Source organism: Mycobacterium sp. NGS56 (genome assembly GCF_059812425.1).
In genome coordinates, this window is the sequence record NZ_JCALCQ010000004.1 from 247,543 (window position 1) to 272,559 (window position 25,017).

The 25,017-nt window shown below is 65.4% G+C and carries 30 protein-coding genes; 14 read left to right on the plus strand and 16 right to left on the minus strand.

Features of this window, described 5'->3' with window-relative positions; all coding sequences use genetic code 11:
- Positions 1-352 precede the first annotated feature (352 nt).
- On the plus strand, positions 353-646 hold the full coding sequence (locus AC5Y4F_RS14080) for a DUF732 domain-containing protein (RefSeq protein WP_067935654.1): 294 nt from the start codon (positions 353-355) through the stop codon (positions 644-646).
- A gap of 85 nt (positions 647-731) precedes the next feature.
- Here the strand turns inward: AC5Y4F_RS14080 and AC5Y4F_RS14085 are convergent, their stop codons facing one another.
- The 7 genes from AC5Y4F_RS14085 to AC5Y4F_RS14115 all read right to left on the minus strand — a co-directional run bounded on the left by AC5Y4F_RS14085 (position 732) and on the right by AC5Y4F_RS14115 (position 7,093).
- Positions 732-1,079 (minus strand): WhiB family transcriptional regulator, encoded by a 348-nt coding sequence (locus tag AC5Y4F_RS14085; RefSeq protein WP_499997369.1) that lies wholly within the window; start codon positions 1,077-1,079, stop codon positions 732-734.
- Between the two features lie 399 nt (positions 1,080-1,478).
- A complete protein-coding gene (locus AC5Y4F_RS14090) occupies positions 1,479-2,150 on the minus strand; it encodes a hypothetical protein (protein WP_231986381.1) in 672 nt (223 codons plus the stop codon).
- 617 nt (positions 2,151-2,767) lie between these two features.
- On the minus strand, positions 2,768-3,553 hold the full coding sequence (locus AC5Y4F_RS14095) for an SDR family NAD(P)-dependent oxidoreductase (RefSeq protein WP_067935657.1): 786 nt from the start codon (positions 3,551-3,553) through the stop codon (positions 2,768-2,770).
- A gap of 1,132 nt (positions 3,554-4,685) precedes the next feature.
- Entirely contained in the window at positions 4,686-4,904 is a 219-nt protein-coding gene (locus AC5Y4F_RS14100) for a hypothetical protein (protein ID WP_499997371.1), read from the minus strand.
- Positions 4,905-5,144: 240 nt separating this feature from the next.
- Positions 5,145-5,357: a CsbD family protein gene (locus tag AC5Y4F_RS14105; RefSeq protein WP_499997373.1), complete on the minus strand. Its 213-nt coding sequence runs from the start codon at positions 5,355-5,357 to the stop codon at positions 5,145-5,147.
- Positions 5,358-5,556: 199 nt separating this feature from the next.
- Positions 5,557-6,336 (minus strand): hypothetical protein, encoded by a 780-nt coding sequence (locus tag AC5Y4F_RS14110; protein WP_197520584.1) that lies wholly within the window; start codon positions 6,334-6,336, stop codon positions 5,557-5,559.
- A 298-nt stretch (positions 6,337-6,634) separates the two neighbouring features.
- Complete coding sequence (locus tag AC5Y4F_RS14115; RefSeq protein ID WP_067935671.1) at positions 6,635-7,093, minus strand: universal stress protein; 459 nt, start codon at positions 7,091-7,093, stop codon at positions 6,635-6,637.
- Between the two features lie 146 nt (positions 7,094-7,239).
- Between AC5Y4F_RS14115 and AC5Y4F_RS14120 the strand changes: the two genes are divergently transcribed.
- Positions 7,240-7,761 carry a hypothetical protein gene (locus tag AC5Y4F_RS14120; protein WP_067936199.1) on the plus strand — a complete coding sequence of 174 codons (522 nt, stop codon included), beginning with the start codon at positions 7,240-7,242 and terminating at the stop codon, positions 7,759-7,761.
- 68 nt (positions 7,762-7,829) lie between these two features.
- Here AC5Y4F_RS14120 and AC5Y4F_RS14125 read toward each other — a convergent pair whose 3' ends face one another.
- A complete protein-coding gene (locus AC5Y4F_RS14125) occupies positions 7,830-8,330 on the minus strand; it encodes an Rv2253 family sensor-like surface protein (RefSeq protein WP_067935673.1) in 501 nt (166 codons plus the stop codon).
- A gap of 94 nt (positions 8,331-8,424) precedes the next feature.
- On the minus strand, positions 8,425-8,658 hold the full coding sequence (locus tag AC5Y4F_RS14130; protein WP_067935676.1) for a hypothetical protein: 234 nt from the start codon (positions 8,656-8,658) through the stop codon (positions 8,425-8,427).
- 340 nt (positions 8,659-8,998) lie between these two features.
- On the opposite strand from AC5Y4F_RS14130, the gene AC5Y4F_RS14135 reads away from it, so the two are divergent.
- From AC5Y4F_RS14135 to AC5Y4F_RS14145, 3 genes are all read left to right on the plus strand, one after another.
- Complete coding sequence (locus tag AC5Y4F_RS14135) at positions 8,999-9,217, plus strand: hypothetical protein (protein WP_067935679.1); 219 nt, start codon at positions 8,999-9,001, stop codon at positions 9,215-9,217.
- A gap of 372 nt (positions 9,218-9,589) precedes the next feature.
- Positions 9,590-9,952: a DUF732 domain-containing protein gene (locus tag AC5Y4F_RS14140; protein ID WP_067935683.1), complete on the plus strand. Its 363-nt coding sequence runs from the start codon at positions 9,590-9,592 to the stop codon at positions 9,950-9,952.
- A 399-nt stretch (positions 9,953-10,351) separates the two neighbouring features.
- Complete coding sequence (locus AC5Y4F_RS14145) at positions 10,352-11,272, plus strand: cation diffusion facilitator family transporter (protein WP_499997377.1); 921 nt, start codon at positions 10,352-10,354, stop codon at positions 11,270-11,272.
- Positions 11,273-11,341: 69 nt separating this feature from the next.
- On the opposite strand, the gene AC5Y4F_RS14150 is transcribed toward AC5Y4F_RS14145, so the two are convergent.
- Both AC5Y4F_RS14150 and AC5Y4F_RS14155 read right to left on the minus strand, forming a co-directional pair.
- Complete coding sequence (locus tag AC5Y4F_RS14150) at positions 11,342-11,686, minus strand: DUF732 domain-containing protein (RefSeq protein ID WP_499997379.1); 345 nt, start codon at positions 11,684-11,686, stop codon at positions 11,342-11,344.
- Between the two features lie 47 nt (positions 11,687-11,733).
- The gene (locus tag AC5Y4F_RS14155) at positions 11,734-12,051 is read right to left on the minus strand and encodes a DUF732 domain-containing protein (protein WP_067935693.1); all 318 of its coding nucleotides are present in this window, start codon (positions 12,049-12,051) and stop codon (positions 11,734-11,736) included.
- Positions 12,052-12,153: 102 nt separating this feature from the next.
- On the opposite strand from AC5Y4F_RS14155, the gene AC5Y4F_RS14160 reads away from it, so the two are divergent.
- From AC5Y4F_RS14160 to AC5Y4F_RS14170, 3 genes are all read left to right on the plus strand, one after another.
- Positions 12,154-12,915 (plus strand): Clp protease N-terminal domain-containing protein, encoded by a 762-nt coding sequence (locus tag AC5Y4F_RS14160; RefSeq protein WP_499997381.1) that lies wholly within the window; start codon positions 12,154-12,156, stop codon positions 12,913-12,915.
- Between the two features lie 92 nt (positions 12,916-13,007).
- The gene (locus AC5Y4F_RS14165; protein WP_156750101.1) at positions 13,008-13,520 is read left to right on the plus strand and encodes a hypothetical protein; all 513 of its coding nucleotides are present in this window, start codon (positions 13,008-13,010) and stop codon (positions 13,518-13,520) included.
- Positions 13,508-14,056: a GNAT family N-acetyltransferase gene (locus tag AC5Y4F_RS14170; protein WP_499997386.1), complete on the plus strand. Its 549-nt coding sequence runs from the start codon at positions 13,508-13,510 to the stop codon at positions 14,054-14,056. Before AC5Y4F_RS14165 ends, AC5Y4F_RS14170 begins: the two co-directional genes overlap by 13 nt.
- Here the strand turns inward: AC5Y4F_RS14170 and zapE are convergent.
- A complete protein-coding gene (gene zapE, locus AC5Y4F_RS14175; protein ID WP_499997389.1) occupies positions 14,034-15,155 on the minus strand; it encodes a cell division protein ZapE in 1,122 nt (373 codons plus the stop codon). The genes AC5Y4F_RS14170 and zapE overlap by 23 nt on opposite strands.
- Here zapE and AC5Y4F_RS14180 point away from each other — a divergent pair.
- The 4 genes from AC5Y4F_RS14180 to msrB are packed head-to-tail and all read left to right on the plus strand — an operon-like array spanning position 15,154 to position 19,347.
- On the plus strand, positions 15,154-15,951 hold the full coding sequence (locus AC5Y4F_RS14180) for a pyrimidine reductase family protein (RefSeq protein WP_067935709.1): 798 nt from the start codon (positions 15,154-15,156) through the stop codon (positions 15,949-15,951). The genes zapE and AC5Y4F_RS14180 overlap by 2 nt on opposite strands.
- Before the next feature lie 14 nt (positions 15,952-15,965).
- A complete protein-coding gene (locus AC5Y4F_RS14185) occupies positions 15,966-17,531 on the plus strand; it encodes an alpha/beta hydrolase (RefSeq protein ID WP_499997393.1) in 1,566 nt (521 codons plus the stop codon).
- Between the two features lie 28 nt (positions 17,532-17,559).
- Positions 17,560-18,912 carry an arabinofuranan 3-O-arabinosyltransferase gene (aftC, locus tag AC5Y4F_RS14190; RefSeq protein WP_499997397.1) on the plus strand — a complete coding sequence of 451 codons (1,353 nt, stop codon included), beginning with the start codon at positions 17,560-17,562 and terminating at the stop codon, positions 18,910-18,912.
- 24 nt (positions 18,913-18,936) lie between these two features.
- On the plus strand, positions 18,937-19,347 hold the full coding sequence (msrB, locus tag AC5Y4F_RS14195; RefSeq protein ID WP_156750102.1) for a peptide-methionine (R)-S-oxide reductase MsrB: 411 nt from the start codon (positions 18,937-18,939) through the stop codon (positions 19,345-19,347).
- 144 nt (positions 19,348-19,491) lie between these two features.
- On the opposite strand, the gene AC5Y4F_RS14200 is transcribed toward msrB, so the two are convergent.
- The 4 genes from AC5Y4F_RS14200 to hemE are packed head-to-tail and all read right to left on the minus strand — an operon-like array spanning position 19,492 to position 23,364.
- On the minus strand, positions 19,492-20,244 hold the full coding sequence (locus tag AC5Y4F_RS14200; RefSeq protein ID WP_067935718.1) for a class I SAM-dependent methyltransferase: 753 nt from the start codon (positions 20,242-20,244) through the stop codon (positions 19,492-19,494).
- Positions 20,241-20,936 carry a hydrogen peroxide-dependent heme synthase gene (gene hemQ / locus AC5Y4F_RS14205; protein ID WP_067935721.1) on the minus strand — a complete coding sequence of 232 codons (696 nt, stop codon included), beginning with the start codon at positions 20,934-20,936 and terminating at the stop codon, positions 20,241-20,243. The genes AC5Y4F_RS14200 and hemQ overlap by 4 nt, the downstream gene beginning before the upstream one ends.
- 5 nt (positions 20,937-20,941) lie before the next feature.
- Complete coding sequence (locus AC5Y4F_RS14210) at positions 20,942-22,318, minus strand: protoporphyrinogen oxidase (RefSeq protein WP_499997399.1); 1,377 nt, start codon at positions 22,316-22,318, stop codon at positions 20,942-20,944.
- Entirely contained in the window at positions 22,315-23,364 is a 1,050-nt protein-coding gene (gene hemE / locus AC5Y4F_RS14215; protein WP_499997403.1) for a uroporphyrinogen decarboxylase, read from the minus strand. The genes AC5Y4F_RS14210 and hemE overlap by 4 nt, the downstream gene beginning before the upstream one ends.
- An 87-nt stretch (positions 23,365-23,451) precedes the next feature.
- On the opposite strand from hemE, the gene AC5Y4F_RS14220 reads away from it, so the two are divergent.
- Both AC5Y4F_RS14220 and AC5Y4F_RS14225 read left to right on the plus strand, forming a co-directional pair.
- Positions 23,452-24,261, plus strand: coding sequence for an enoyl-CoA hydratase/isomerase family protein (locus tag AC5Y4F_RS14220; protein ID WP_067935726.1), 810 nt, complete (start codon positions 23,452-23,454; stop codon positions 24,259-24,261).
- Between the two features lie 119 nt (positions 24,262-24,380).
- Positions 24,381-25,016 (plus strand): DUF3000 domain-containing protein, encoded by a 636-nt coding sequence (locus AC5Y4F_RS14225; protein WP_156750088.1) that lies wholly within the window; start codon positions 24,381-24,383, stop codon positions 25,014-25,016.
- Position 25,017 lies beyond the last annotated feature (1 nt).

Here is a 25,017-nt window from a genome sequence, read left to right on the forward strand (position 1 = left end):
GGTCCGCCGCGTGCATGAGATGTTTGGCTCGCTGTGTCAGCTCATCTTTGCTCATGCCAGTCCCCGCTTTTCGAACTCAAGGTATTCGACGTTTTTAACCGATGCCGCTGTCCGGGACGAATCGATAATCTGCCCATCCGGACTCTCGTGCGTGCGTAGTTGAGTACCTGTGTTAGGCGTTCAATGGCGGCCTAGTGATTCGGCGCCGCTTGGTCCATGGCGGATTGGCGAACTGCACCTCGCGTTTGTTGACCTGCGACCTGATCCGAACTAGCGGAACCGTAAAAGGAAGGCGGTTGCGCGGTATGGCCGCCAATGGTGACTATTGGTGCAGATACGAAGGGAACCGACCATGAGGAAGCACATAATCGCTCCCATCGCCTGCTGTGCGGTCGCCATTTGCACACCTGGCCACGCAAACGCGTCACCAAACGATGACAGCTTCCTGGTCGCCCTCCGCGACAACAATGTCGTGGTGCCCCTATCGGTAGACCCGATTCAGACTGCGCACTGGGTCTGCACGGCCCGGAAGAATGGACAGGCAACCGAAGAGATCGCTCACACAGACCGGGTCGCGCGTTTCTCCAGTCCGGCCGCGTTCGTGGACCTGGCTATCGAGTACTACTGCCCGCAGTTTCCGTCCTGACTAGCGGTGCCAGTCAAAATGCCGTGCCGCCGAATCGACGTGGCAGACGCGGTGCTCGATTGACGCCCCCGCCAATTCGTGGCTGCTATCCGGCGGAGCGAGCATTCGCGCGTGTCGGAAAATCCCTCCACGACACCACCTCGGGATGCTTTTTAAGCAGAGCCCTGCGCTGACGCTCCGTCATGCCGCCCCACACCCCGAACTCAACCCTGTTATCCAGCGCCTCGGCCCCGCACTCTGTCATCACTGGGCACCGACGGCAGATAACCGCAGCCTCACGCTGTTTGGCCCCCCGCACAAATAGTGCGTCGGGATCTGTTCCCCTACAGAGCGCCTTCGATACCCAAGCGCGATCGTCCGTGGGCCCAGCGCCCGACGTGCTGTTTGCGGGCGCAAGATTTATGGGCCGTGCGGCCCGTCTTTCTGCTAACAACGAGCTGATCCTTCGTCCCGGCCGGCCGCAAAATTTTGCGACCGCCTCCCCTGATGCCTGGGGTGTGCGCCACATCGGCCCGGATGTGTGGCGTGACCCACGTTGCATAAATTATGCGATTCGGCATCGATTGCGCAACCCGATTCTGGCACGCGCGTACCTTTTGCATGATCAAACCCCGGAGTTGGCAGACCCGCACTCTGGCGACGTTTCTTCAAAGCTGCGGGATGGGTAGGCAGTGTTCAGCAGCGCGGCGGGGCTAGCACCGCCAGCGCTGCTAGCTCTCGGCGGTCAACAAAGCGGCCGCCGAGGGCGCTTTTACTCAAGCAGTTGCCCTGCAGCGCAACGACATTAACCCGTGTTCCCGGGGTTCACGCTCGGGTCGTCGACGTCCGACAGTCAGTACTCAAGCCCGTATCCGCCGCGCAAGTCCCGGTGCGCGGCCTCTAGGGTGCGATCGCACAGGTCCACGAGCGCGTCGAGGTCGAGATCCGATTCCCGGCCCAACCTGTCCAGCCACACCGTCTCTACCTTCCTCAGCTCGGACCACTTGAGCTCGCCCTCGTAGTACACGGTCACGTCCTCCTGCGGGGCAGGGCAGGCAGTGGTCTGCGCCAATTGCCGCTTGCATGAATCCAATTGGGTCAGTGAGTAGCCGTGCTCGCGGAACTGACGATCCCACTGGTCGAGCAGGAGACTTACCGCGTCACGCACCGGTGGTGCGGCGTAGACCATCAGCTCGGCTACCCCATCGTCGAGGCCCAGCCGCATGCGGAAGTCATACAGCTCTCGGATGGCCTCGGCGCGGCGCTGGCTGGCGATCTCCTCGGCGGTGCCGGACCCCTCGTATTGTGCCGCGCGTTTGACATATATGGTCGCGGAGATCAGCGACTTCAATACGGCCTTCTTGTCATCGGCCGCCCGCTTCTCGAAATCGAGGACACGTTCGTGACGGCGGTCTGCCACCTTATTCCTGGCGTCGATACGCTTCGTCCAGATCGCGACGGCGGCGCTCGAAATCACGGATGCAAGCGGTACGAGCGCGTTGCCCACCAACGTCATCCAGTTCATTCGTCGACCCCTACCCGCAGTAGCCAGGGGGCGGCGACGGGGCGTTACGCGGGACCGCCCCGGTTTGATTACAGAGGCCCGATTCTGAGTGCGGATTTTGAGATGCCGTCGGGTTTGGTCGGGGTGGATTCGGCGAGGCGGGGTCTGCGTTGGCTGTGGCCGCGGTCAGTCCCATCACCGCCATCGCCAACCCAGCGGCAAGCAGAATTCTGGCGGCGAATTTCGTCAGTTTGGGCTCAGTGGTGCGGTCGAGGTGATCGGTCGGAGTCATGATGTTCCTTTTGTGGTCGCGGCCCCCGGTGGGCCGCCCTGCAGGTAGGACCATCCCCGCCAATTGGACAGGTCTTCGACGACGCTTTCGGGGCACCGTTTGGCGCGGGGCCGGGGATCTGTGCAGGTAGTGGGGGGCCCGTACCTAGTTCGAGGCTATTCCCGGGGCCACAGGGTGTCTCGCGTTTTGTGGAATTGAGCGGTCGGCGGACTCGAGACCATTGATTTCCGAGTGGCGGCGGTGGCGCTTCACCATGCGGCTCCGAGCAGAGCGAGCCGCTGCGATCGATAGTCACGGCGGATGTGTGCTGCTGTAAGACGGCTGCGGCGTGATGTGCCGATGGCAATCAAACGGTGGCGACGTATCCGCCGTCGATGCGGTAGTCGGATCCGGTGACATTTCCCGCACGGTCGCTGGCGAGGAACACAACGAGGTCGGCGACCTCCTCCGGAGTGGTGAACCGCCCCGTTGGCGCGGAGCTTGCGAGCTCCGCCCTGACCTCGTCGGCCGTCTGACCTTTGACCGCGGCGAACCCGTCGGCCATCCCACCCCGCTCCATCCACTTCTCGGTCGACACCGCGCCCGGGCTGACCGAATTGACGCGAATGTTTTTCGGCGCCAGATCTTTTGACAATGCCTTGGCAAAGTTGGCGACGGCTGCCTTCGCGGCGCAGTAGTCGTAGGTGTTCGGGCCAGGCGAATAGGCGCTGATCGAGCTGACGATGACGATCGAACCGCCCCCGCGCCGCTCGATCTCTGGCAGCGCCGCGCGGGTCGGGCGGACGACAGCCATCACGTTGAGATCCCACGACTTCTGCCATTCGTCGTCCGAAATGCCGGCGAGTCCATCCGGCCGGACCGTGGCGCCGCCGACGTTGTTGATCAAAACGTCGATCCCGCCGCGGCGGCTCGCCGCCGCGATCAGTTCTTCGGCAGCACCGGGCTGGGTAAGGTCCACCGACACATACGACACCTGCCCGCTTTCCTCAAGCAGGGGCAGCCCCTTACCAGGCGTCCGTGACCCGGCTACCACATGCGCGCCCGCGTCGACGAGGGCCTTGGTCACCGCGAAACCGATGCCTTTGCTGGCCCCGGTGACGACGGCAATCTTTCCCGACAGATGCAGCTCCATCTGCGCTCCTTCAACCGCCGTGCGCGCATGACGCTACTCCGTGGCTTCGGCTGGTGGCGGCACTTCCTCGTGCTGCGTGGGCGCCTCGCGGGCCGTTGCCCCCCTCAGATGATGCGCAGAGGATCGAGTGGAACTCATGCGGCGAAGTGACCAACGTCACGTTTAGAATCCTGCTATGGGTTGGGCGAACACTCGTTCACTACCTATCGTGGAAGCGTGCAGCACAAAAGGGGGGTCAGTGGAGCAGCTTTGTGATGATCTACGCCGATTCGCTATTCAGATACGGCAGATCGGGTTTTCCGTCAACGGCGGCGTGGGGGAAAGAGAATGCCTGGACCTCAGCGATCGTATGCTGGCAGCGGTTCAACGAGCTGAGTCCAGGAAAGGCTGAGCTTTAAATCGTCCAGGCAACTTCGATTTCCCGTCCCGGCGGGCCACTTCGAGGGACTGGCGGCTTATCGACTGGAGTGCATCGCCGGGCAGTCTCCGCGCCAACACGCTGGGTTGCGTCTGGTTTCCTCGTTGCTGACCAACACCACCAGAGCCACACCCAAGAGAATCAACAACGGCACGAACACCAGCGGGTACGCAGCGACCACGGCCAAGCCGATGAGCGTTGCCGGTACCACCAACAACATTGCCGCCGTCGGACCCCGATTGTTTGAGTCGACGCTCCTCGCGACCCTCACGAGGGCCGCGAACGCCGCAGTCGCCCACGGATGCTGATCCGGCCACCTACCATACGAGCGACGGGTCTTGAGGCCGCAACCCATGCAGATCTGCCCACTCACCCGCTTATGGTGTCATCGCGTCGGCAGATCAGCATCTCCAGGGCTTACCGTGACGCGTTCGACGTCGCCGCATCATTCCCAAGCCGGCGACGTCCGCGGGAACGGTGCGACCAGGGCGATAGTCGCCCACCCCGGGAGCGCGGCAAAGCCGTTGTCCCTTTGATGAATTGGTAGCGTTACTCGTCGCCTGCGGGTATGGCCGGAACAGCTCTACGCGGCTGGGAGCAACGCCGCGGCGGTTGTTTTCCCTTTGAGCCTGCATGATCTCCGGGTGGACGAATACCGCGTTTGGGACACCGAAGCCCTATCGCAAATCCACGGACTTGGTGGTGGGGCTGAATTCACGCCGCCGAGTTATTAACAGAGCGTTTGCGCGATTTGCGCAATATTGCGCACATGTCAAAAGAGCGCGATAACATCAGCTCACCGGCGGGAGCTTTTGCCACGGTTATCTCTACCAGCAGAAAGGCGAAACCGATGAGCGCAAGCAAGAAGATTCTGAAAGGCGCCGCACTGGTCGCGGTGTTGACCGGTGTGATGCTGGGGTCGTCGGGCTGCATAACGATCGACCTTGGGGCACCAAGCTCGGCCTTGATGAAGTAATTGAGCCGCCTCGGCGCTGCAGATGTCGTTGTTCTAATGGCGGCATCGGATGGTGTGGGCAACACACGGGTCGGACATCGAGCGCACCAGTGCAGGCGGGCGACGACTCACCGCTGACGTCGCACTGGGCTGGCCGGCAAAGTCGCCAGCAGCTTCGCCGCTGTCGGCTGACTGGATTTCGCCCGCGAGTTAATTGGCTATCTTGGTCGACGCCGTCGAGGTATCTGACGGGGCCGTCGCGGACGGAATGCGTCCTTGACCTTTTCACCCGCGTCTCTCAGGTGAGCCGCCCGCTGATCAGCTCTGCCCTCAGCCTCCAACACTGGATCGTTGGTCGCGCGGCCGAACGCGACCTTGATTTTTCCCGTGACCTGGTCCACCTTGTTCCGGGCTTTATTCGCAGCGCTCACCAGCGTGTCCTTCTCTCCCAGTTCGGACTATGCGTTATTACGGGCTACCCCATTTCGACCTGACCCACTCCGCTGGGCAACCGTGGGCGCGAGCGGATGTGGTGACCACGTTGGCCGCCGCTTTCTCATAGACGTGGCGGATGCGCTGCCGAATGGGGACGTGCTGAACCGCGAATGGGCTGTGACCCGGTGCTTTGTCCTAATGGTGGCTCGACTCGTCCATCACGGCAAAATCTAGCCACATGCGCTTTTTAATCGCGCCTAAATGAGCCAGCGCGACGACGATTAAACTACTGAACGCACCGCCTGAAATCCCCACCAGCAATGCCATCAACACTTTATGTTGAGGTGCCAGTTCCCAGCGTTGGAGAATGGGCGCAGCCAGCCCTTCATAGACTCCGACCAAGACAGCAAACGACGCCACTGGAATTTTGAACAACAGAAACCGCTGCTGTCCGGTAGTTAATTCTATCCCCAAGTGCGGCAAAAATTTTATCGCGAAAGAATAAAGCGAACCCGTCAGCAGGACGCTGCCTGCCGCGGAGACGAAGCCAAAAATCATCAAATTTACTACCAACGGAAAGGTAAGAAAATGAGCGATACATAGCTGTATCCAGAAGATGACTGCTAGTAATACGCCGCCCCAGATTCCCACGATCAAGGGGTTGAGAACGCGCGCTATGACCGCATCACCCAGCCGAATTTTGATTTTTGGAAAAACGATCCGGTTCAACAACAAACAAATTATCGACGCCCCGACGAAGCCTATGACCAACCCATAGATACCAACAAGAAGCATCCTGCTTGCGAACGCCGCGAACTGTCCAGCAGCAGTCGCAGTCCGAGAAGCTTGGCCTACTTTAGGTCCACCCTGCGAGAATAAAGACAGTAAAGGAACTGTGATACCTTCCAGTATCGCGAACAACCAGACCAAATGCCACGAAAGGTTGACGTCGGCTCTTAAATATCGCTCCGTCATCGAATTTCTGTCATTGGTGGCACACTCCCTTGACGGTTCATTCGGCATTGCTCGACGGAACCCCGTAGAGCGCGACCTGAACGCGTATCGCTTGCCGCCATTCGCGTTCATCAGGACATGCCCCTCATCGCAGGTGTGGGCGCTTAGCCAACGTCCAAACAATATCGCCATCACCGGCCGGGCGGATTAATTCAGCCGTCTGCTGCGGTCACGGCGCGCATCATTCTGCCGCATTCTGGTGAACGGCAGGCTGAGCTTGGACGTCGTAATCCGACCCCGAACGATGCGAAAGGATGCCTCAGCCGCTGGTGTGGACGATCAATACGTCGGTCTTGGCCCTGCGGGAGACTTCGGACGGGACGGATCCCAACAGCCGACCGGCGACGCTACTGAGTCCGACGTTGCCGATGACCAGCAGGTCGGCAGCCACCTCTTCGACCAGCTGCACCAGCGCGTTGACCGGGGCACCGACGACCGGCTTCTCCTCGACGTTCTTGGCACCGGCTTTGTGCGCCCGCTCCCGGGCGTCCTGCAGGATCGCGTAGTAAGGCGCCTCACCCACCAAGCGGTAGTCCTCGCCGTGGTCGCTCCCCGGCGGGATAGCGTAGCGACCCTTTTCTTCGCGCACAGGCGTATGCGCCGTCACAACAATCAATGTCGCGTCGTGCTCCGCGGCGATCGCGCCCGCGCGCTCCACCGCACGCAGCGACGAGTCCGAGCCATCGGTGCCGACCACGACGGTCCTATAGGCGGTCATTTCCCGCCCAGTGTAAGGCCCACGGGGGCGCATTGGAGTGAAAATCGATTTGTTCCGCAACCGACCTTTCGAGCCGAATCAGCCCGCGCCCGACCCGCCGGACTTCACAGATGCGCTATCTTCGCGCGGTGACCAGATCCGCGCACGTGAGCGCTTTCGCAGCGGCGCTTGGGCTGTCAGCCTGGTTGACCGCGCCCCACGCAGCCGCCGACCCGACAGCTCAACAGTCGCCTTTCCCGACCGCAAAAGCCGGCGCCACCATTCACGTCACGGAATACAGCACGGCGACAGCCGACGTCACACTCAATAACGCGACCTGGGTATCGTCCGGCTGCTACGGCGGTGGGGGTTGCAACGTCATCGAACTCACCGTTGCCGGCAAGTCCGACGTGCCATTCAACTACAGCCAGACGTCCGTCACCGCCGCCTCCTCCCCGTGGAAGCAGGACCCGAATAGGGATGTGGAGGCAGGCTCGTCCCTGAACGATTACCAAAAGATCAACAAGATGCCGCCGCTGCGCACGGGTAGCGTCACCAACGGCCAAACCGCCCACGGGTTCATCGCCTACGCCGGCAACATCAACCAAGGCGACGTATATATCGAGTTCAATGATCCCGATGCCCCGGCTGCGCCCACCCCACTAGCGGGCTGGAAAGTTCACACCTGAGCGTGACGACGGCCAGGCATCGGATCGGTGAGAAGCGCTGCGCCACAAGGGATACCGATACAGCAGGTTCACACGCGCTCGGCCCGCATTTCCATGTCGATCGTCCCCTGGCACGCGCCGCTGAGGATGTCGGTGTGCATAATCCCCGCGAGCGATCCGTCTGGTTGGGGCGTGTAGCGCACCTCGGCCCGGGCCGGATTCCATTGGATCGTGGTATCGGGCATCATGCAGTCCCATTGGAAGTCGGTGACCTGCGACCAGGACTTCCCGTCCCAGGTGAACTGAACCGGCTGCGGAACCGTCGGGTTGGTGGGTGGAGGACCACTGACGATGGTGGCGACGCACTTCCCGTTGGTGCAGCTCGAGCGGAATCCGTAGGTCTCGGTGTGCTGCGTTTCCGGATCGCCGACCGCCATGCTGGTGCCGGCCTTGGGGCCGACCATGAACGTGATCGCGTACTGGCCGTTCCAGGACGGATTGTCGGCGAAAGCAGTCGACGGAAGCGACAGGGCGATCGTCAGCGACGCGGCGGATAAACCCGCGAGGCTCTTCAAACAGTGTGAAGCCATAATCCCTCCTCCGAGGCCGTGCCGATTCAATCGTCGTATGCCGGACCGTCGCCGACAAGGTTCTTGGCGATTGACTCGGCGCACGCGGTTCGCGTTACCAGCCCCACTCGTCTTCGTCGAGGACGTCCACGGTCAGAGCGTTGTCGGCAGGGCCCTTCGTCCCGTACGTGAAGGTGATCAGGGTGCGGTCGTCGTCAAGGGGTTCAGTCGCTATCACGGTAGCGTGCCCGACCTTCATGCGGATCCTGTCGCCAGGCTGCAGTTCGTCAACGCGTTTGAGGGTCACGGTCAAACCGTCAGCGTCCCACGATGAGATGGCCGAAGCCATTGGAAAACACTGGTTCTCACGGCACCTGGTGCGGTGCCGCCGGCGGTTTGCGGCGGTTCGTTGAACCAGGTGGGCGAGCTCGAGGTTCAGCAGTCAGCAGCATAGGTCCATTGGGCTGAGCTGGCCGTGGTCGCGGAGTGTTCGAAGATGATTCTCGTCATTGCCACGCCAGTATCTTTCAGAGCGACCTTCTCGGGGGTAAAAACGCCGCGGCGCCGTTAGTTGTAGCCGCGCCCCAGGGACGTTACCAATAAGTTGCTGAAGCATTCCCAAGGCCCGCGCGTGCAGGTGCGGGGGCCGGCCATGTCACGTGGCGCCGTCCCAGAGGAAAATGTGTGACGTGAGTTGGACGAGATATACCGGCAGAGCGGTCGCGGATGTCCGCCTGACCGGCGCCGCCCTGCACGCCGAGCTCGAAGACCGCATCCGCGTGGCCAACCCGCATCTGACGGATGTTCGGCTCGAGGTGGCAACCGCGACCGAAACTTACGACGCCGAACGGACCCGACGCTGGTATGAAGTCACCTACCTGGCCGAAGACCCGGAAGACAATTCGTAGCCCGTAGGCGCGGGGGCGGCCCATTTGCCCGCGCGGTCAACCTTCGCGGCGCTGAATTCGCTCTGCTTGCCACCGCAAGGAGCGCACAATGCGGTCAATCATCCCCACAATCGTGGCGATCGGTTGCGTTCGACCGCTTCGCCGGTCGGTTCAAAGCGGCTCGGGTCCAGATGCGACAGCAGCCGCGAACGACGCGCTGGCCACGTTGGGGTCACCGGATGGCCGGGGCAAGACCACCCACTGCTCGTCCTGACCTCTCAAGCCGGCCCCCGAGCTTGTGATAAGAACCCACGCATTGCGACTATCGTTTATTCAAGTCGTCCTTGATTGCCCGCCGATTGGTCCTCGCACAGAGGGGAGGCGTTTAGTTCGATGAAGGTTGGTCGTGGGTTGCCGACCTTGTCTGCGATTGTTTTGTCCACCGCCGCGCTGGTCTTCGCGGCCCCGGCGGCAGCGGATGATAGCGACGACGCGTTCATCGCAGGGTTGTCCAAGGGCGGAATCACCATGCCCGACAACGACGATGCCATTGCGAAAGCGCGCACGGTGTGCGCCAGCATTGCCACCAACCCGAACGCATCGGTGCTGGCAATCCAGCTGGCCAGGCAAACGAGCCTTTCCGTCAAGCAGTCCGCCTATTTCGTCGGTCTGTCGATAGCTGTCTACTGCCCGCAATACAGGGAGGATATCGATCCCTCGGTGATCTGGCTGCTTCCTGGGCCGCCGCTCATGTGAGCTAAGCTCTTGTAGCACAACGGATTTCAATCGATCAGTGCTGCCCAACGCCCCTGCGCCAATCGGGTACGCGACCCCTAGACCGCCCCTCAACCCGGTGATCGCGGAGCAGAAACAACGCCTGACGGCCGAGAGTTAGCCTGCTCACATCCGCCGGCTGCCCGGTAACGTTCGCAACGGCATCGATGCCCCGAAACATTGTGCAAACCAGATATTTTCACCAGGGTGGAGTGTCGTCTGCTGCGACCTGGACCCGGGCACCGATCCTCGAGACACACTTGCCGAGGTCGATTCCCGTCAACCGGTGCTGTGGTGGGATCAACGCGATCGGGTGACCGTGTACGAACGCGCGTAAGCGCGAGACTTGGGGGCCGTCGGTGAGTCGGGCATGCTGGCGGTATGCATGTGATCAATGGGGTCCGCGACCCGGCGGCAAGCTTTCCCCTGCATACCGCGGCGGACGACGCCGGCGAGCGCCGGCAGGCCAATCGCGCCGTTGCCGTCAGCGCCGTCGGGCTCGCGCTGACCGGGCTGGTCGAGTTGGTCATCGCGCTGCTGTCCGGCTCGGTGGCGCTGCTGGGCGATGCGCTACACAACCTGTCGGACGTCTCCACCAGCGCGCTGGTCTTCATCGGCTTCCGCGCGTCGCGCAAGCTGCCCACCGAGCGCTACCCCTACGGCTACGAACGTGCCGAAGACCTCGCGGGTCTTGGTGTGGCCCTGGTGATCTGGGGCAGTGCCGTTGTCGCCGGCTCCGAGAGCATCACCAAGCTGCTTCGCCACGGCGGCACCGGTTACGTGGGTTGGGGCATCGGCGCGGCGGTTGTGGGCGTGATCGGCAATCAGCTGGTGGCGCGATACAAGCTGGTGGTGGGCAGGCGAATTCGGTCGGCGACCATGGTGGCCGACGCCAAGCATTCCTGGCTGGACGCGTTGTCGTCGGGAGGCGCGGTTGTCGGGCTGGTCGGCGTGGCGCTGGGCTGGGGCTGGGCCGACGCGGTCGCGGGGATCGTCGTCACCGGGTTCATCTGCAGTATCGCCTGGGAGGTGACCGCCGACATCGCGCATCGCATGCTTGACGGCGTGGACCCTCACATTGTCGCCACCGCCGAGGCCGTCGCCGCCTCGGTCCCCGGTGTCACGCATGCGCACGCCCGGGCCAGGTGGACAGGGCGGACGCTGCGCGTTGAGGTGGAAGGCTTTTTGAACGCCGACACCCCGCTGGCGGCGGCCGACCAGATCGGCCGCAGCGTCGCTGCGGCGCTGACGCCTGAAATCCCGGAGATGCAGAGCTTCACGTGGACGGCCCGCGCCGCCTAGGTGACCAGGCGTATCCCGCGGTGAAGACCACGACAACGGCCGGGGAGACGGGGCGCGGCCCGGATCGGCTCAGTTGCCGGCGGCGCCGTCTGGCTTGGGACCGCGATCCTCGCCGGTGATGTACTTCGGGCAGTAATGGGCGGCCGAGAGATAGGTGAACTTGGCCGCGCCGGCGCCCTGAAAGGCCGGATTCTGGTTACGCAGGTCCGTCACGATCTTCGCGTCGGACTGGCCGTCGTCGAGCAGCTCACACACCGACTTGCCGATGGTGATCGCGTTGCCGCCGTCCTGATAGGTGATACCGGCGTCGCGGAGGTCTTTGAGAAAGTCCTGATCGTTGTCGATGTCCGCGTGCACCGGCGCGGCCAGGACGATCACGGCTGCGAGGCTGGTCAGCCCCAGGAGAAATCGCATAACGCAGTGATTGTCGCAAACCCACCGCCGGTTGGCACGTCGGCCTACTAGGCGTTCGGCGTGCTCGTCGTGATGGTGTTCGGGCAGTACGTGCTGGCAGCGATGGCGGCGAACTGGTTGGCCTTGTCCTGGCTCAGCGCGGAGTTCTTGGACAGCAGCGTCTTGACCACATCGGGCATCTCCGTGCCCTGACCGACGGTGTCGCACACCCATTTGCCCGCGCCTACGGCCTTGCCCGGGTCGGAAAAGGTGATGCCCGCCGCCCGCAGCGAAGCGATGAACGAGTCGTCGGTGCTGTCGGCGTGCACCGGTGCGGCCAGGCCGATCACGACGGCCAGACCACACAGCGTGAGCAGTGGCTTCATGACTGACAGATTCTCCCAGAGCGGTCAATAGTCCGCACTCCCTTCGGCACTGGCGTCAACCCAAGGTTGACTCCAACACTACGTCAACTTACGGTTGACGGTATGTCCGATCCCATCCGCATCGCCTACCCGGTCCGTCTCGACGAGCTGATCAACGCCATCAAGGCGACCCGCCCGGATGTATTGGATCAGCTCGCCGACGCCGTCCTGGCCGCCGAGCACCTCGGCGAGATCACCGACCATTTGATCGGCCATTTCGTGGACCAGGCCCGCCGCTCCGGAGCGTCCTGGACCGACATCGGCAAGAGCATGGGCGTCACCAAGCAGGCCGCCCAGAAGCGGTTCGTGCCGCGCGCCGAGCCCGCCGCCGTCGATGTCGAACAAGGATTCGCGCGCTTCACCCCGCGGGCGCGGGGCGCGGTGGTGGCGGCCCAGAACGCGGCGCACGAAGCGTGCAACAGCGAGATCACGCCCGACCACCTGCTGCTCGGTGTGCTCAGCGATGCCGCCGCCCTCGCGACGGTGTTGCTGCACCTGCAGAACGTCGACACCGGCGCGCTGCGTGCCACCGCGACCGAAGCGATCACCGCGTTGCGCGTGGATGGCGAACCGCCACAGCTCATTCCGTTCAGCGGGCCGGCTCGCAAGGCGCTGGAACTCGCCGTGCGCGAGGCGCTTCGGCTGGGCCACAACTACGTCGGCACCGAGCACCAACTGCTCGCGCTGCTGGAGCTGGAGGGCGGGGACGGACCGCTGCACCGAGGCGGCGTCGACAAAGACCGGGTAGAGGCTGATCTGCTCACGGCGCTGCAATCCCTCGCCGGCGGGCCGAACGTCGCTCCGGGCCCCGCCGCGGACGGCTGACCGGTGTCGCCGACCCGCCCCTTCGGCCTTTCCGCGTGTGCGATCATGCGAGGGTCCCTGCCACGACGCCAAGGAGGCCAGACATGGCGAAGATGCACCGCTGGCTGATGCTCGCGTCCGCCGTTCTCATTGCCGGTGCTGTCGCCGCAATTCCGATGCCCCGGGCGTGGGCCGGTGACGCGCCGATCGGCCACATCGGTGACACGCTGAGGGTGGACAACGGCACGTTCATCGCCGACGTCACCGTGAGCGGGGTGGGGTCCTGCGACCCGCCGCCGGGATTCGGCTACACGCGCGAAGGCACCTATAAGGGCTTCCCCGGCAGCAGCGTCGAGCGCGCCGACGTGACCATTCGCGCGATCCGGGTGCCCAACCCGTACGTGATGGCGACCGTGATGGATTTCAACGGCGTGACCCCGAACGCCGACGCCTACAAGCCGCGGGCTTCCGATGCGCCCGACGCGCTGGACAATGTGCTCGTCAATGCCCCAAACGGGGCGATCGTGCGCGGCGGCGTCTACTGGGACGCTTACCGCGATCCCGTCTCCGCCGTCATCCTGTTGGACAAGAAGACGGGCTACCACCTCGCGCAATGGAACCTCTGACCGCGACGTTGCAGATCGCGCCGGCGGGCCCCGGTGACGCCCTTGAGCTGGCTGCCGTTGCGGCACAGACCTTTCCGTTGGCATGTCCGCCTGCGGTGAGCGCGGACAACATCGCGTCGTTCATCGAAGCAGACCTGTCGGCAGACCGCTTCGACGAGTATCTGAGCGATCCGGATCGCGCCATCGTCACCGCGCACCAAGGCGGCCGAATTGTCGGTTACGCCATGCTGGTTCGCGGGGTTTCCGATCACCCCGGTGTGCAGCGAGCAGTGCGCAACCGCCCGGCGGCCGAGCTGTCGAAGATGTATGTGCTGCCCGACCGCCACTCCAGCGGGGCCGCCGCGGCACTGATGGAACGCATGCTGGCCGTTGCGACCGAGTGGGGCGTTCGATGCGTGTGGCTGGGCGTGAACCGGGCAAACCAACGCGCCCAACGCTTTTACGTCAAAAGCGGATTCAGCGTCGGCGGCACCAGGACCTTTCAACTGGGCACCGACGTCGAAAGCGACTATGTCATGCTCCGCGAGCTGGGTTAGCCGCGGCGGTGAGCGCCAGGAGCCGGGAAATGGCCCGTAGGTACTTTTTCCGATAACCCCCGGCTAGCATCTCCTCGCTGAAGATGCTGTCCAGCTTGGCACCCGAGGCCACTACCGGGGTACCCGCGTCATAGAGTCGATCGGTCAGCGACACCAGCCGCAACGCGACGTTCTGATCGTCGATGCCGTGCACGCCCGTCAAAAACACCGCACTGACCCCCTCGATCAGCGTCAGATAACGCGACGGGTGCATGGTGGCCAAGTGCGCACAGAGCGCACCGAAATCGTCGAGCGTCGCGCCGTCGACCCGCGCGGCGCGCGCTGCCACCTCGTCGTCGGAAAGCGGTTGGGGCGCGGGCGGCAGGCCGCGGTGTCGGTAGTCGGGTCCCTCGATCCGCACGGTGGTGAAAATACTTGCCAGCGTGTTGATTTCGCGCAGAAAATCCTGCGCCGCGAAGCGGCCCTCACCGAGTTCCTCGGGCAGCGTGTTGGAGGTGGCGGCCACCGACACGCCGCGCTCGACCAGCGACGACAGCAACCGTGAGATCAGCGTGGTGTTGCCCGGGTCGTCAAGCTCGAATTCGTCGATGCAGACCGCCGTGTAGTTGGCCAGCAGGTCGACGCATTCGACGAAGCCGAACACCCCCGCCAGCTGGGTCAGCTCGCCGAATGTCGCAAATGCCTTGGGAGCCGGGCCCTCCGGTGGCCCGCCCGGTCCTTCACCCGGCAGCTGGTAGTAGGACGACGCCAGCAGGTGCGTCTTGCCCACGCCGAAGCCGCCGTCCAGGTACAGCCCGACGCCGGGCAGAATCTCACGCCGGCCCAACAGCTTCCGACGACCGGCGCGCCGCTCGACGGCCTGGCGGCAGAAGTCCTGACACGCCACCACCGCGGCGGCCTGCGTGGGCTCCGCCGGATCGGGCCGATACGTCGCGAAGCTCACTTCGGCGAAGGTCGGGGGCGGTCGCAATTGGGCGATCAGCCGTTCCGGCGACACCGTCGGATGCCGATCCACCAAGTGAGCCACGTCGCCCGAAGCGCCCGCGGAGGTGGACCCGTGCATGCAGGAACTGTAGCGGCGTGCTGCAATCAGACTCATGCCCGACTCTGGCGGCCCCGAGAGTTCTGCGAGCTCCGCGACGTCGGAGACGCCGCTGTCTCTGCTCGGTTCGGTACGCGGACTCGACGACCGCGATCTCGCGCGGCTCTACGGCTATCCTGAACACGACCGGACGTGGGTGCGGGCCAACTTCATCACCAGCGTCGACGGCGGGGCCACCTCGGGCGGCAGCAGCGGCGCGATGGGCGGTCCGGGCGATCGGTTCATCTTCAACCTGCTGCGTGAACTCGCCGACGTCATCGTGGTGGGCGCGGGCACCGTGCGGATCGAGGGTTACTCCGGCGCGCAGGTCGGTGTCGCTGCGCGGCAGCGGCGGCAGGCCCGCGGACAGAGCGAGGTCCCGCAGCTGGCAGTGGTGACCGGATCGGGCCACCTCAACCGGGACATGGCGGTGTTCACCCGCACTGAGGTGCAGCCGCTGGTGCTCACCTGCACCGCGGCGGCCGAGCAGACGCGCCGTGCGCTCAGCGGCCTGTGCGAGGTGCTCGACTGCTCCGCCCGCGATCCCGGGAAGATCGATGAGGCCACCCTGCTGGCGGCCCTCGGCGCACTCGGCATGCGCCGCATCCTCACCGAGGGCGGACCGATGCTGCTGGACTCGCTGATGCAGCGCGACATGCTCGACGAGCTGTGTCTGACGATCGCGCCCTGCCTCGTCGGCGGCCAGGCACGACGCATCGCGACAGGCCCGGGCCAGCTGCTCACCCAGATGCGGTGTGCCCATGTCCTGACCGACGACGCCGGCTACCTTTACACCCGCTACGTCAAGGCCTAGCTACTGTGGTCGGCATGAGCCGGCCGTACACGTGTGCCACGATCCTGGTCGCGGTGACAGCGTTGCTGGCCGGCTGCGTCCCGGGCCTGGCCGCCGACCCGAGGTTCGCCACCAATTCCGGTGCGCGACCGCAGGGGGCGGCGACGTCGAAGCCGCCGCCCAGCGGCCCACCCGCGATCGCCGCACCCAAAAACGACCTGGCGTGGCGCGACTGCACCTCACGGGTGTTCGCCGACGCCTCGGTTCCCGCCGCCGCCGGTGTCCGGCTGGACTGCGCGAGCTACGACGCCGACCTGGATCCGGTCAACGGGGGCGGTGGCAGCCTCAGCATCGGTGTGGTGCGTGCCCGCTCGAACCAGACACCCCAGGACGCCGGCCCGCTGATCTTCACCACCGGCTCCGATCTGCCGTCGTCGACGCAATTGCCGATCTGGCTGTCGCGGGCGGGCGCCGACGTGCTCGCCACCCACCCCATCGTGTCCGTCGACCGCCGGGGCATCGGGATGTCGAGCCCGATCGACTGCCGCGACAAATTCGACCGTCAGCAGATGCGCGACCAGTCGCAATTCCAGACCGGCGACGACCCGGTGGCCAACCTCTCCGACGTCTCCAACACCGCGACCACCAACTGTGGTGACGCCGTCGGGATCGGCCCGAACGCGTCGTCCTACGACGACGCGCACGCCGCCTCCGACATCGAGCGGTTGCGCACCCTGTGGGACGTGCCCGCCCTCGCGCTGATCGGCATCGGCAACGGCGCACAGGTGGCGCTGGCCTACGCCGGATCGCGGCCGGACAAGGTGGCGCGCTTGATCCTCGATTCACCGGTCGCGTTGGGCACCAACGCCGAGGCCGCCGCCGAGCAACGGGTCAAGGGACAGCAGGCCGCACTCGACGCCTTCGCCGCGCAGTGCATCGCCGTGAATTGTGCGCTGGGTGCGGACCCGAAGGGTGCCGTCAGCGCTCTGCTGGCCGACGCCCGGGCGGGTAAGGGCCCCGGCGGCGTGTCGGTCGCACAGGTGGCCAACGCGATCACCGTCGCGCTCGGTTATCCCGCCGGCGGCCGCGTCAACGCCACCACCAACCTGGCCAACGCGCTCGCGGACGCCCGTTCCGGCGATGCCAACGCGCTGAACAACCTGATCAACCACGCCAACGCCCTCCAGGACTCCGACGGCCAGTTCGTCAACGTATGCAGCGACGCGGTCAATCGCCCCACGCCGGACCGGGTTCGCGAACTCGTCGTCGCCTGGGCCAAGCTCTACCCCGACTTCGGCACCGTCGCAGCGCTCAACCTGGTCAAGTGCGTGCACTGGCCCACCGGCTCGCCACCGCCCACACCGAAGACACTCAAGGTCGACGTGCTGCTGCTCGGTGTGCAAAACGACCCGATCGTCGGTACCGACGGCGTCGCGGCGACCGCGGCCAGCATCATCAACGCCAACGCGGCGAGCAAGCGGGTCATGTGGCAGGGCATCGGCCACGGCGCCAGCATCTTCTCGGGCTGCGCCGTCCCGCCGCTGATCGGCTACCTCAACAGCGGCAAATTGCCCAACACCGACACCTATTGCCCGGCCTGACGCTGCTTTCCGGCTTGCGTGGCTGCCGGTGTACGGTGCGCTGGTGACGGCAGCTGAATCGACCCGAACCGGCTTGCGTGATTGGACCCTGGCCGCCTTTAGACCCGGCACCGGCCCGCTGAACACGTCGACGGTGCTGCGGTCGGCGTTGTGGCCGGTGGCCATCATGTCGGTGTTGCACCGCAGCATCATCCTCACCCTCAACGGCAACATCACCGACGACTTCAAACCCGTGTACCGCGCGGTGCTCAACTTCCGGCACGGCTGGGACATCTACAACGAACACTTCGACTATGTCGACCCGCACTACCTGTACCCGCCGGGCGGCACACTGTTGATGGCGCCGTTCGGATACCTGCCCTTCACGCCGTCGCGCTACCTGTTCATCCTGATCAACACCGTGGCCATCCTGATCGCCTGGTATCTGCTGCTGCGGATGTTCAAATTCGCGCTGACTTCGGTCGCCGCGCCCGCGCTGCTGCTGGCGATGTTCTGTACGGAGAGTGTGACCAGCACGCTGGTTTTCACGAACATCAACGGCTGTGTGCTGCTGGCGGAGGTGCTGTTCTTTCGGTGGCTGCTGGACGGAAGGGCCGGGCGCCAGTGGTGGGCCGGCTTGGTGGTCGGCCTGACGCTCACGCTCAAACCGGTGCTGGGCCCGCTGCTGTTGTTGCCGCTGCTGAATCGCCAGTGGCGGACGCTGGTGCCGGCCATCGCGGTGCCCGTCGTCGTCAACGTGGCCGCGTGGCCTTTGGTGAGCGATCCCATGGACTTCGTCACGAAAACGGTGCCCTACTTCCTGGGCACCCGGGACTACTTCAACAGCTCCATCGAGGGCAACGGCGTCTACTTCGGCCTGCCGACCTGGCTGATCGTCTTCATGCGAATCCTGTTCACCCTGCTGATGATCGGTGCGATGTGGCTGCTGTACCGCTACTACCGCACCCGCGACCCGCTGTTCTGGTTCGCCAGCTCGTCGGGTGTGCTGCTGCTGTGGTCCTTCCTGGTGTCGTCACTGGCCCAGGGCTACTACTCGATGATGCTGTTCCCGTTCTTGATGACGGTGGTGCTGCGCAACTCGCTGATCCGCAACTGGCCGGCCTGGCTCGGGATCTACGGCTTCATGGCGCTGGACGACTGGCTGATCTACAAATACATGCGCTACGGCCGAGCGCTGCATTACCTCAAGATCACCTACGGCTGGTCGCTGCTGTTAATTGTTGCCTTCACCGTGCTGGTCTTCCGTTACCTGGACGCCAAGGCCGAGAACCGGCTGGAAGACGGCATCGATCCCGCGTGGCTGACGGCCCAGCGCGAGCGCGACGCGGTGACCGCAGGCGTTGGGGAACCGGAAGCGGCGGGTCACCGCCATTCGAGCTAGCGTGGGTGCATGACCTCCCCCGACGTGTCGCGGCCCAAGGTGCGACTGAGCGACGACGAGTGGCGCAAGAAACTCAGCCCGGAAGAATTCCACGTGCTGCGCCAAGCCGGCACCGAGCGGCCCTTCACCGGTGAATACACCGACACCAAAACCGAAGGCGTGTACGAGTGTCGTGCCTGTGGCGCCGAATTATTCCGCAGCACTGAGAAATTCGAGTCGCATTGCGGGTGGCCGTCGTTCTTCGACCCGGCCGAATCCGACGCGGTGATCCTGCGGCCCGACCATTCCATGGGCACCACGCGCACCGAGGTGCTGTGCGCGAACTGCCATAGTCACCTCGGCCACGTATTCGCCGGTGAGGGTTACCCGACGCCGACGGATCAGCGCTACTGCATCAACTCCATCTCGCTTCGGCTGGTGCCGACGGGAGGGTAGCCCGCCGTCCGTCCCGCGCTCGCGACACGTCTCGGGCGTTTGCGGTCCGTCCCGGGCGGTCGCGACACATAAACCACGCACACGACACGCCCAGATGCACATGCGTGGTTTATGCCTCGGCCGGGCGAGCGGCGTGGCGCTCGCTCAGTCCACCCGGGTGGCGTGCACTTCCCAGAACGGGGCATGCGCCCGCTCGCCCTCGAGCCACGGCTCGATCACTCGGAAACGCTCCAGCAGTTTCTCGGCCTGATCGGCCATGTCTGGATTTCGCTTGGCCATCGCCTCGATGGACTCGACGCTGACGTTGACCCGGTAGGTCGTCGTGCCCAGGTACGTGATCTCCCAGCCACCGTCGGGAAGCACATCGCGAAAGTCGTTCTCGGACAACGACCGCAGCATCTTGAAGCCGTTGACGTTGTGTGCACCGAACTCGAACATGTACAGCCGCGCCCCCGGCTTGGTGGCGCGGTGCAGCGCCTGTACATAGGACCTGCGCAGCTCGGGCTCGGTGCTGAAGGTGTGGTAGAAGGCGCAATCGACCACCGTGTCGAACCGGCCGTCGAACCCGTCCAGCTTCGTCGCGTCGGCGAGCTCGAAGTTGACCGAAACCCCGGCCTTTCGGGCGTTCTCCTTGGCCCGCTCGATGGCTCCCGCCGAGCCGTCGATGCCGGTCGCCGAATACCCCTTGGACGCGTAATGGATGGCGTGATGCCCCGGACCGGTGCCCGGGTCGAGCACCTCACCACTGATGGCGCCCACCGCGACCAGCTGCTGCACCACCGGCTGCGGGCCGCCGATGTCCCACGGCGTGGCGGCCGGCAGGCCGTGCGACGTCCGCTGGTCGCGGTACATCTCCTCGAAGCGGGTGGGATCGTTCGGGTCGAAGGGGGTCGTCACGGCAGGGCATTCACCAGCTGCTCGACCGGAACCCGGGGGCCGGTGAAGAACGGCGTCTCTTCGCGGGTGTGCCGGCGAGCGTCGGTGGCGCGCAGTTCGCGCATCAGGTCGACGATGCGGTGCAATTCGGGAGCCTCGAAGGCCAGCAGCCATTCATAGTCGCCGAGCGCGAACGCCGGGACGGTGTTCGCGCGGACGTCCTTGTATTCGCGCGCGGCCATGCCGTGCTCGGCGAGCATGCGGCGCCGTTCCTCGTCGGGCAGCAGGTACCACTCGTAGGACCGCACAAACGGATATACGCAGATGTAGGCGCCGGGTTCCTCGCCGGCCAGGAACGCCGGGATGTGGCTCTTGTTGAACTCGGCCGGCCGATGCAACGCCACGCTGCTCCACACCGGCGAAGTGGCCCGCCCCAGCGCGGTGGTGCGCCGGAAATCGGCGTAGGTGGCCTGCAGCGCCTCAACCCGTTCGGCGTGGGTCCAGATCATGAAATCGGCGTCGGCCCGCAGTCCCGCGACGTCGTACAGGCCGCGCACCACGACGCCGCGCTCCTCCTGCTGCTTGAAGAACGTCGACGTTTCATCGATGACGTCGTCCCGCTGGTCACCGAGCTCACCCGGCTCAACGGAGAACACCGAGAACATCAGGTAGCGGATCGTGGAGTTCAGCGAGTCGTAGTCCAGCTTGGCCATGGAACCTATCGTGCCACCTGCACGTCCAAGTCTCCGATAGCCCTGATCACACGTTCGACCGCGCGCCCGGCGGCACCGACGCACGCCGGCACGCCGATGCCGTCGAGGTAGCTGCCGGCCACCGCGAGCGTCGGGGGCAGCCCCGCACGCACCTCGGCGACCAGACCGGCATGGCCGGGCCCGTACTGCGGCATCGCGTCGATCCAGCGCCGGGTGCGGACGTCGATGGGCGCGATGGTCAACCCGAACACGGTGGCCAGGTCACCCAACGCCCAGGTCAGCAGCTCGGCATCGGGCGTGTCGGCCGCCACGCGGTCGCCGAACCGCCCGAACGACAGCCGCAGCAGTTGCGCGTCACCGCCAATACCCCACTTGCGTGACGACAACGTGATGGCCTTGGCCCGCAATGGCTCACCGGTGGCCACCAACACGCCCGAGCACTCCGGGAACGCGGTCTCGCCCGGCACGGCCAGCGCCATTACCACCGACGATGCGCTGCCGATGCGCCCGGCGGCCGAGACGCTGCGCGGGGCGATCTCCGCCAGCAGGCGGCTACACTCCCCCGCCGGCACGGCCACGATCACCGCGTCGGCGGACCAGCGAGTGCCGTTGCCGTCGATCACCGCCCAGCCGGCGCCGGCACGCTCGAGCCGCGACACCGCGGCGCGAACCCACCGCGGCCGACCGCGCGCGACCAGCTCATCGATCAGCACCCGATAGCCGCCCTCGAGCGACCCGAACACCGGCGCACCGGTGGCCGGCGGCAGCGCCTGTGCCACGGCGTCCGTCAGGCTGGTGGCGCCGCGGTCCAGCGCCGCCGCCACGGTCGGGGCGGCCGCGCGCAGGCCGATGGTGGCCGCCGAACCGGCATAAACCCCGCTCAGCAGCGGATCCACCGACCGGGACACCACCTGGTCGCCGAATCGCTCACCCACCAGGTCGGCGACCGCAGGGTCGCTGCCCGCCTCCCACACCAGCGGACGCGTGGGTTCGGCCTCGACGCGGGCGACCGTCGCCTCGTCGACCAGTCCCGCCACCGACGCCGCCGACGACGGGATGCCGACGACAGTGCCGGCGGGCAGTGGGCGCAACTCTTGCCGGCTGTAGATCAACGGGCGTGCACCGGTCGAAACACGCTGGCGCTCAGTCAGATCAAGTTCAGCCAGCAACGCCGGCAGCTCGGGGCGACGCAGCACGAAAGCCTCGGCGCCCAAATCCATCGGCAGCCCGCCGACCAGCTCGGTGCGCAGTACCCCGCCGAGCTTGTCGCCCGGATCGAACAGCGTGATCGACGCATCGCCGCCGCTGGCCATGCGGAGCCGATACGCCGCGGTAAGGCCCGAAATACCGCCCCCCACAACGCAATACGAGGGAGGACTCATAGGGAGTGGACCAGCGACACCAGGTTGGTCAGCACGCCGGGATCCGTTTCGGGCAGCACGCCGTGGCCGAGGTTGAAAACGTGACCGGCCGCGCCGGCGTCGACAGCGCGGCGGCCGTCGTCGACGACAGCGCGCGCCGCGCGTTCCACGACCGGCCAGCCCGCCAACACCGCCACCGGATCGAGGTTGCCCTGCAACGCCGTGCCCGGGGCCACACGGATGGCCGCGTCGGGCAGGGAAGTTCGCCAATCCACGCCGACCACATTCGCACCGACCGATGACATGGCGCCCAGCAGTTCGGCCGTGCCGACCCCGAAGTGGGTCATCGGCACCCCGTAATCAGCCAGCGCGGCGAACACCCGGGCGCTGTGCGGCTGCACGTAGGTGCGGTAATTCGCCAGCGACAGCGCCCCCGCCCACGAGTCGAACACCTGAATGGCGTCCACCCCGGCCTCCAGCTGCACCCGCAAGAACCCGACGGTGATGGCGGTCAGCTTCTCCATCAGCGCATGCCAGGTGTCCGGTTCCGCAAGCATCATCGCTTTGGTGCGCGCGTGGTGTCGACTGGGACCGCCCTCGATCAGATAGGACGCCAAGGTGAACGGGGCACCGGCGAAGCCGATCAGCGGAACGTCGCCGAGCGCGGACACCAGCAACGACACCGCGTCGGAAACCGGCACAACGCGTTGCCGCTCAAGGGGTTTGATTGCGGCCACATCGGCCGCGGTGCGCACCGGCGACTCGATGACCGGGCCGACCCCGGCGACGATGTCCAGGTCGATACCAGCACCGAGCAGCGGCACCACGATGTCGGAGAACAAGATCGCCGCGTCGACGTCGTGGCGGCGCACCGGTTGCAGGGTGATCTCACAGACCAACTCGGCGTCCAAGCATGCCGACAGCATGTCGGTCTGGGCCCGCAGCGTCCGGTATTCGGGCAGCGAACGTCCCGCCTGCCGCATGAACCACACCGGCACCCGGTTGGGTTTGCGGCCGGTCACGGCCGCCAGATACGGCGACTCTGGAAGGTCGCGGCGAGTACTCATCAGCCCCAATGCTGCCATGACCGAAGAACACCCGACGCCGCTGCGTACTATCGACGACCGCAACCGTTTGACGTCAGGAGCTCGGAAATGCCAGTGAGTCAGCCCCCTGCGAGTTACGACGAGTTTCCCAGCCTGCGCTGCGAGCTCGGGGAGAACGGCGTGCTGACCCTCGTCCTCGACTCGCCCGGGCTGAATTCGGTGGGGCCGCAGATGCACCGCGACCTCGCCGACATCTGGCCGGTGATCGACCGAGATCCCGCCGTGCGCGCCGTCCTGGTGCGTGGTGAAGGCAAGGCCTTTTCCTCCGGCGGCAGTTTCGACCTGATCGACGAAACCATCAACGACTATGAAGGCCGCATCCGCATCATGCGCGAAGCCCGCGACCTGGTGCACAACATGATCAACTGCGACACGCCCGTCGTCTCGGCGATCCGCGGGCCCGCGGTGGGCGCGGGTCTGGTGGTGGCCCTGCTCGCCGACATCTCGGTGGCGGGCCGGACCGCAAAGCTCATTGACGGGCACACCAAGCTCGGCGTCGCCGCCGGTGACCACGCCGCGATCTGCTGGCCGCTGCTGGTCGGCATGGCCAAGGCGAAGTACTACCTGCTGACCTGCGAGACGCTGCTGGGCGAGGAGGCCGACCGGATCGGGCTGGTGTCGGTCTGCGTCGACGATGACGACGTGCTGTCCACCGCCACCGGCATCGCCGAGAACCTGGCGCAGGGAGCGCAGAACGCGATCCAGTGGACCAAGCGCAGCCTCAACCAGTGGTATCGCATGATGGGCCCCACCTTCGAGACCTCGGTGGGCCTGGAATTCCTCAGTTTCAGCGGACCCGACGTGCAGGAAGGCCTGGCCGCGCACCGCGAGAAACGCCAGGCTCGTTTCGCCCGCTGACTGCGTCCTGAGCTGCACATATAGCTTTGGTGGAGGCCTGGTAACGGCTTGGTCGCGGCGGGTTTGAACGCGGCGCGCCTGTCGCGGCGTGTCGGGCAGTAGGTCTACCGTCGATCCCTGTGACCCGTGCCGTGACGACGCGAAGCGGTCGGGATGAACAGGAGCGGCGCGAAGTGACCTCATCCGAACCGGCCCCATTCCGCGAGGCGGTAGCGGCGATGAACGCCGTCGTCGTGCGGCCGGAGATCGAGTTGGGACCCATCAGGCCGCCGCAACGCTTGGCCCCCCACAGTTACGCGCTGGGCGCCGAGGTCAAACATCCCGATCGCGACATCATCCCCGAGCGGTCCGAAGGCGACGCCTTCGGACGGTTGATCCTGCTGTACGACCCCGAAGGGGCCGACGCGTGGGACGGCACCATCCGCATGGTCGCCTACATCCAGGCCGACCTTGACCCCAGCGAGGCGGTCGACCCGCTGCTGCCCGAAGTAGCGTGGAGCTGGCTAGTCGAGGCACTGGAGTCACGCATGGAACAAGTAGTCGCCCTGGGCGGCACCGTCACCGCCACCACATCGGTGCGCTACGGAGACATCTCCGGGCCGCCGCGCGCCCACCAGCTGGAGCTGCGCGCGTCCTGGACCGCGACGTCGCCGGCGGTCGGTGCGCATGTCGAGGCGTTCTGTGAGGTATTGGAGCATGCCGCGGGCCTACCGCCAGCCGGAGTCACCGACCTGAGCTCACGGTCACGCGCCTAGC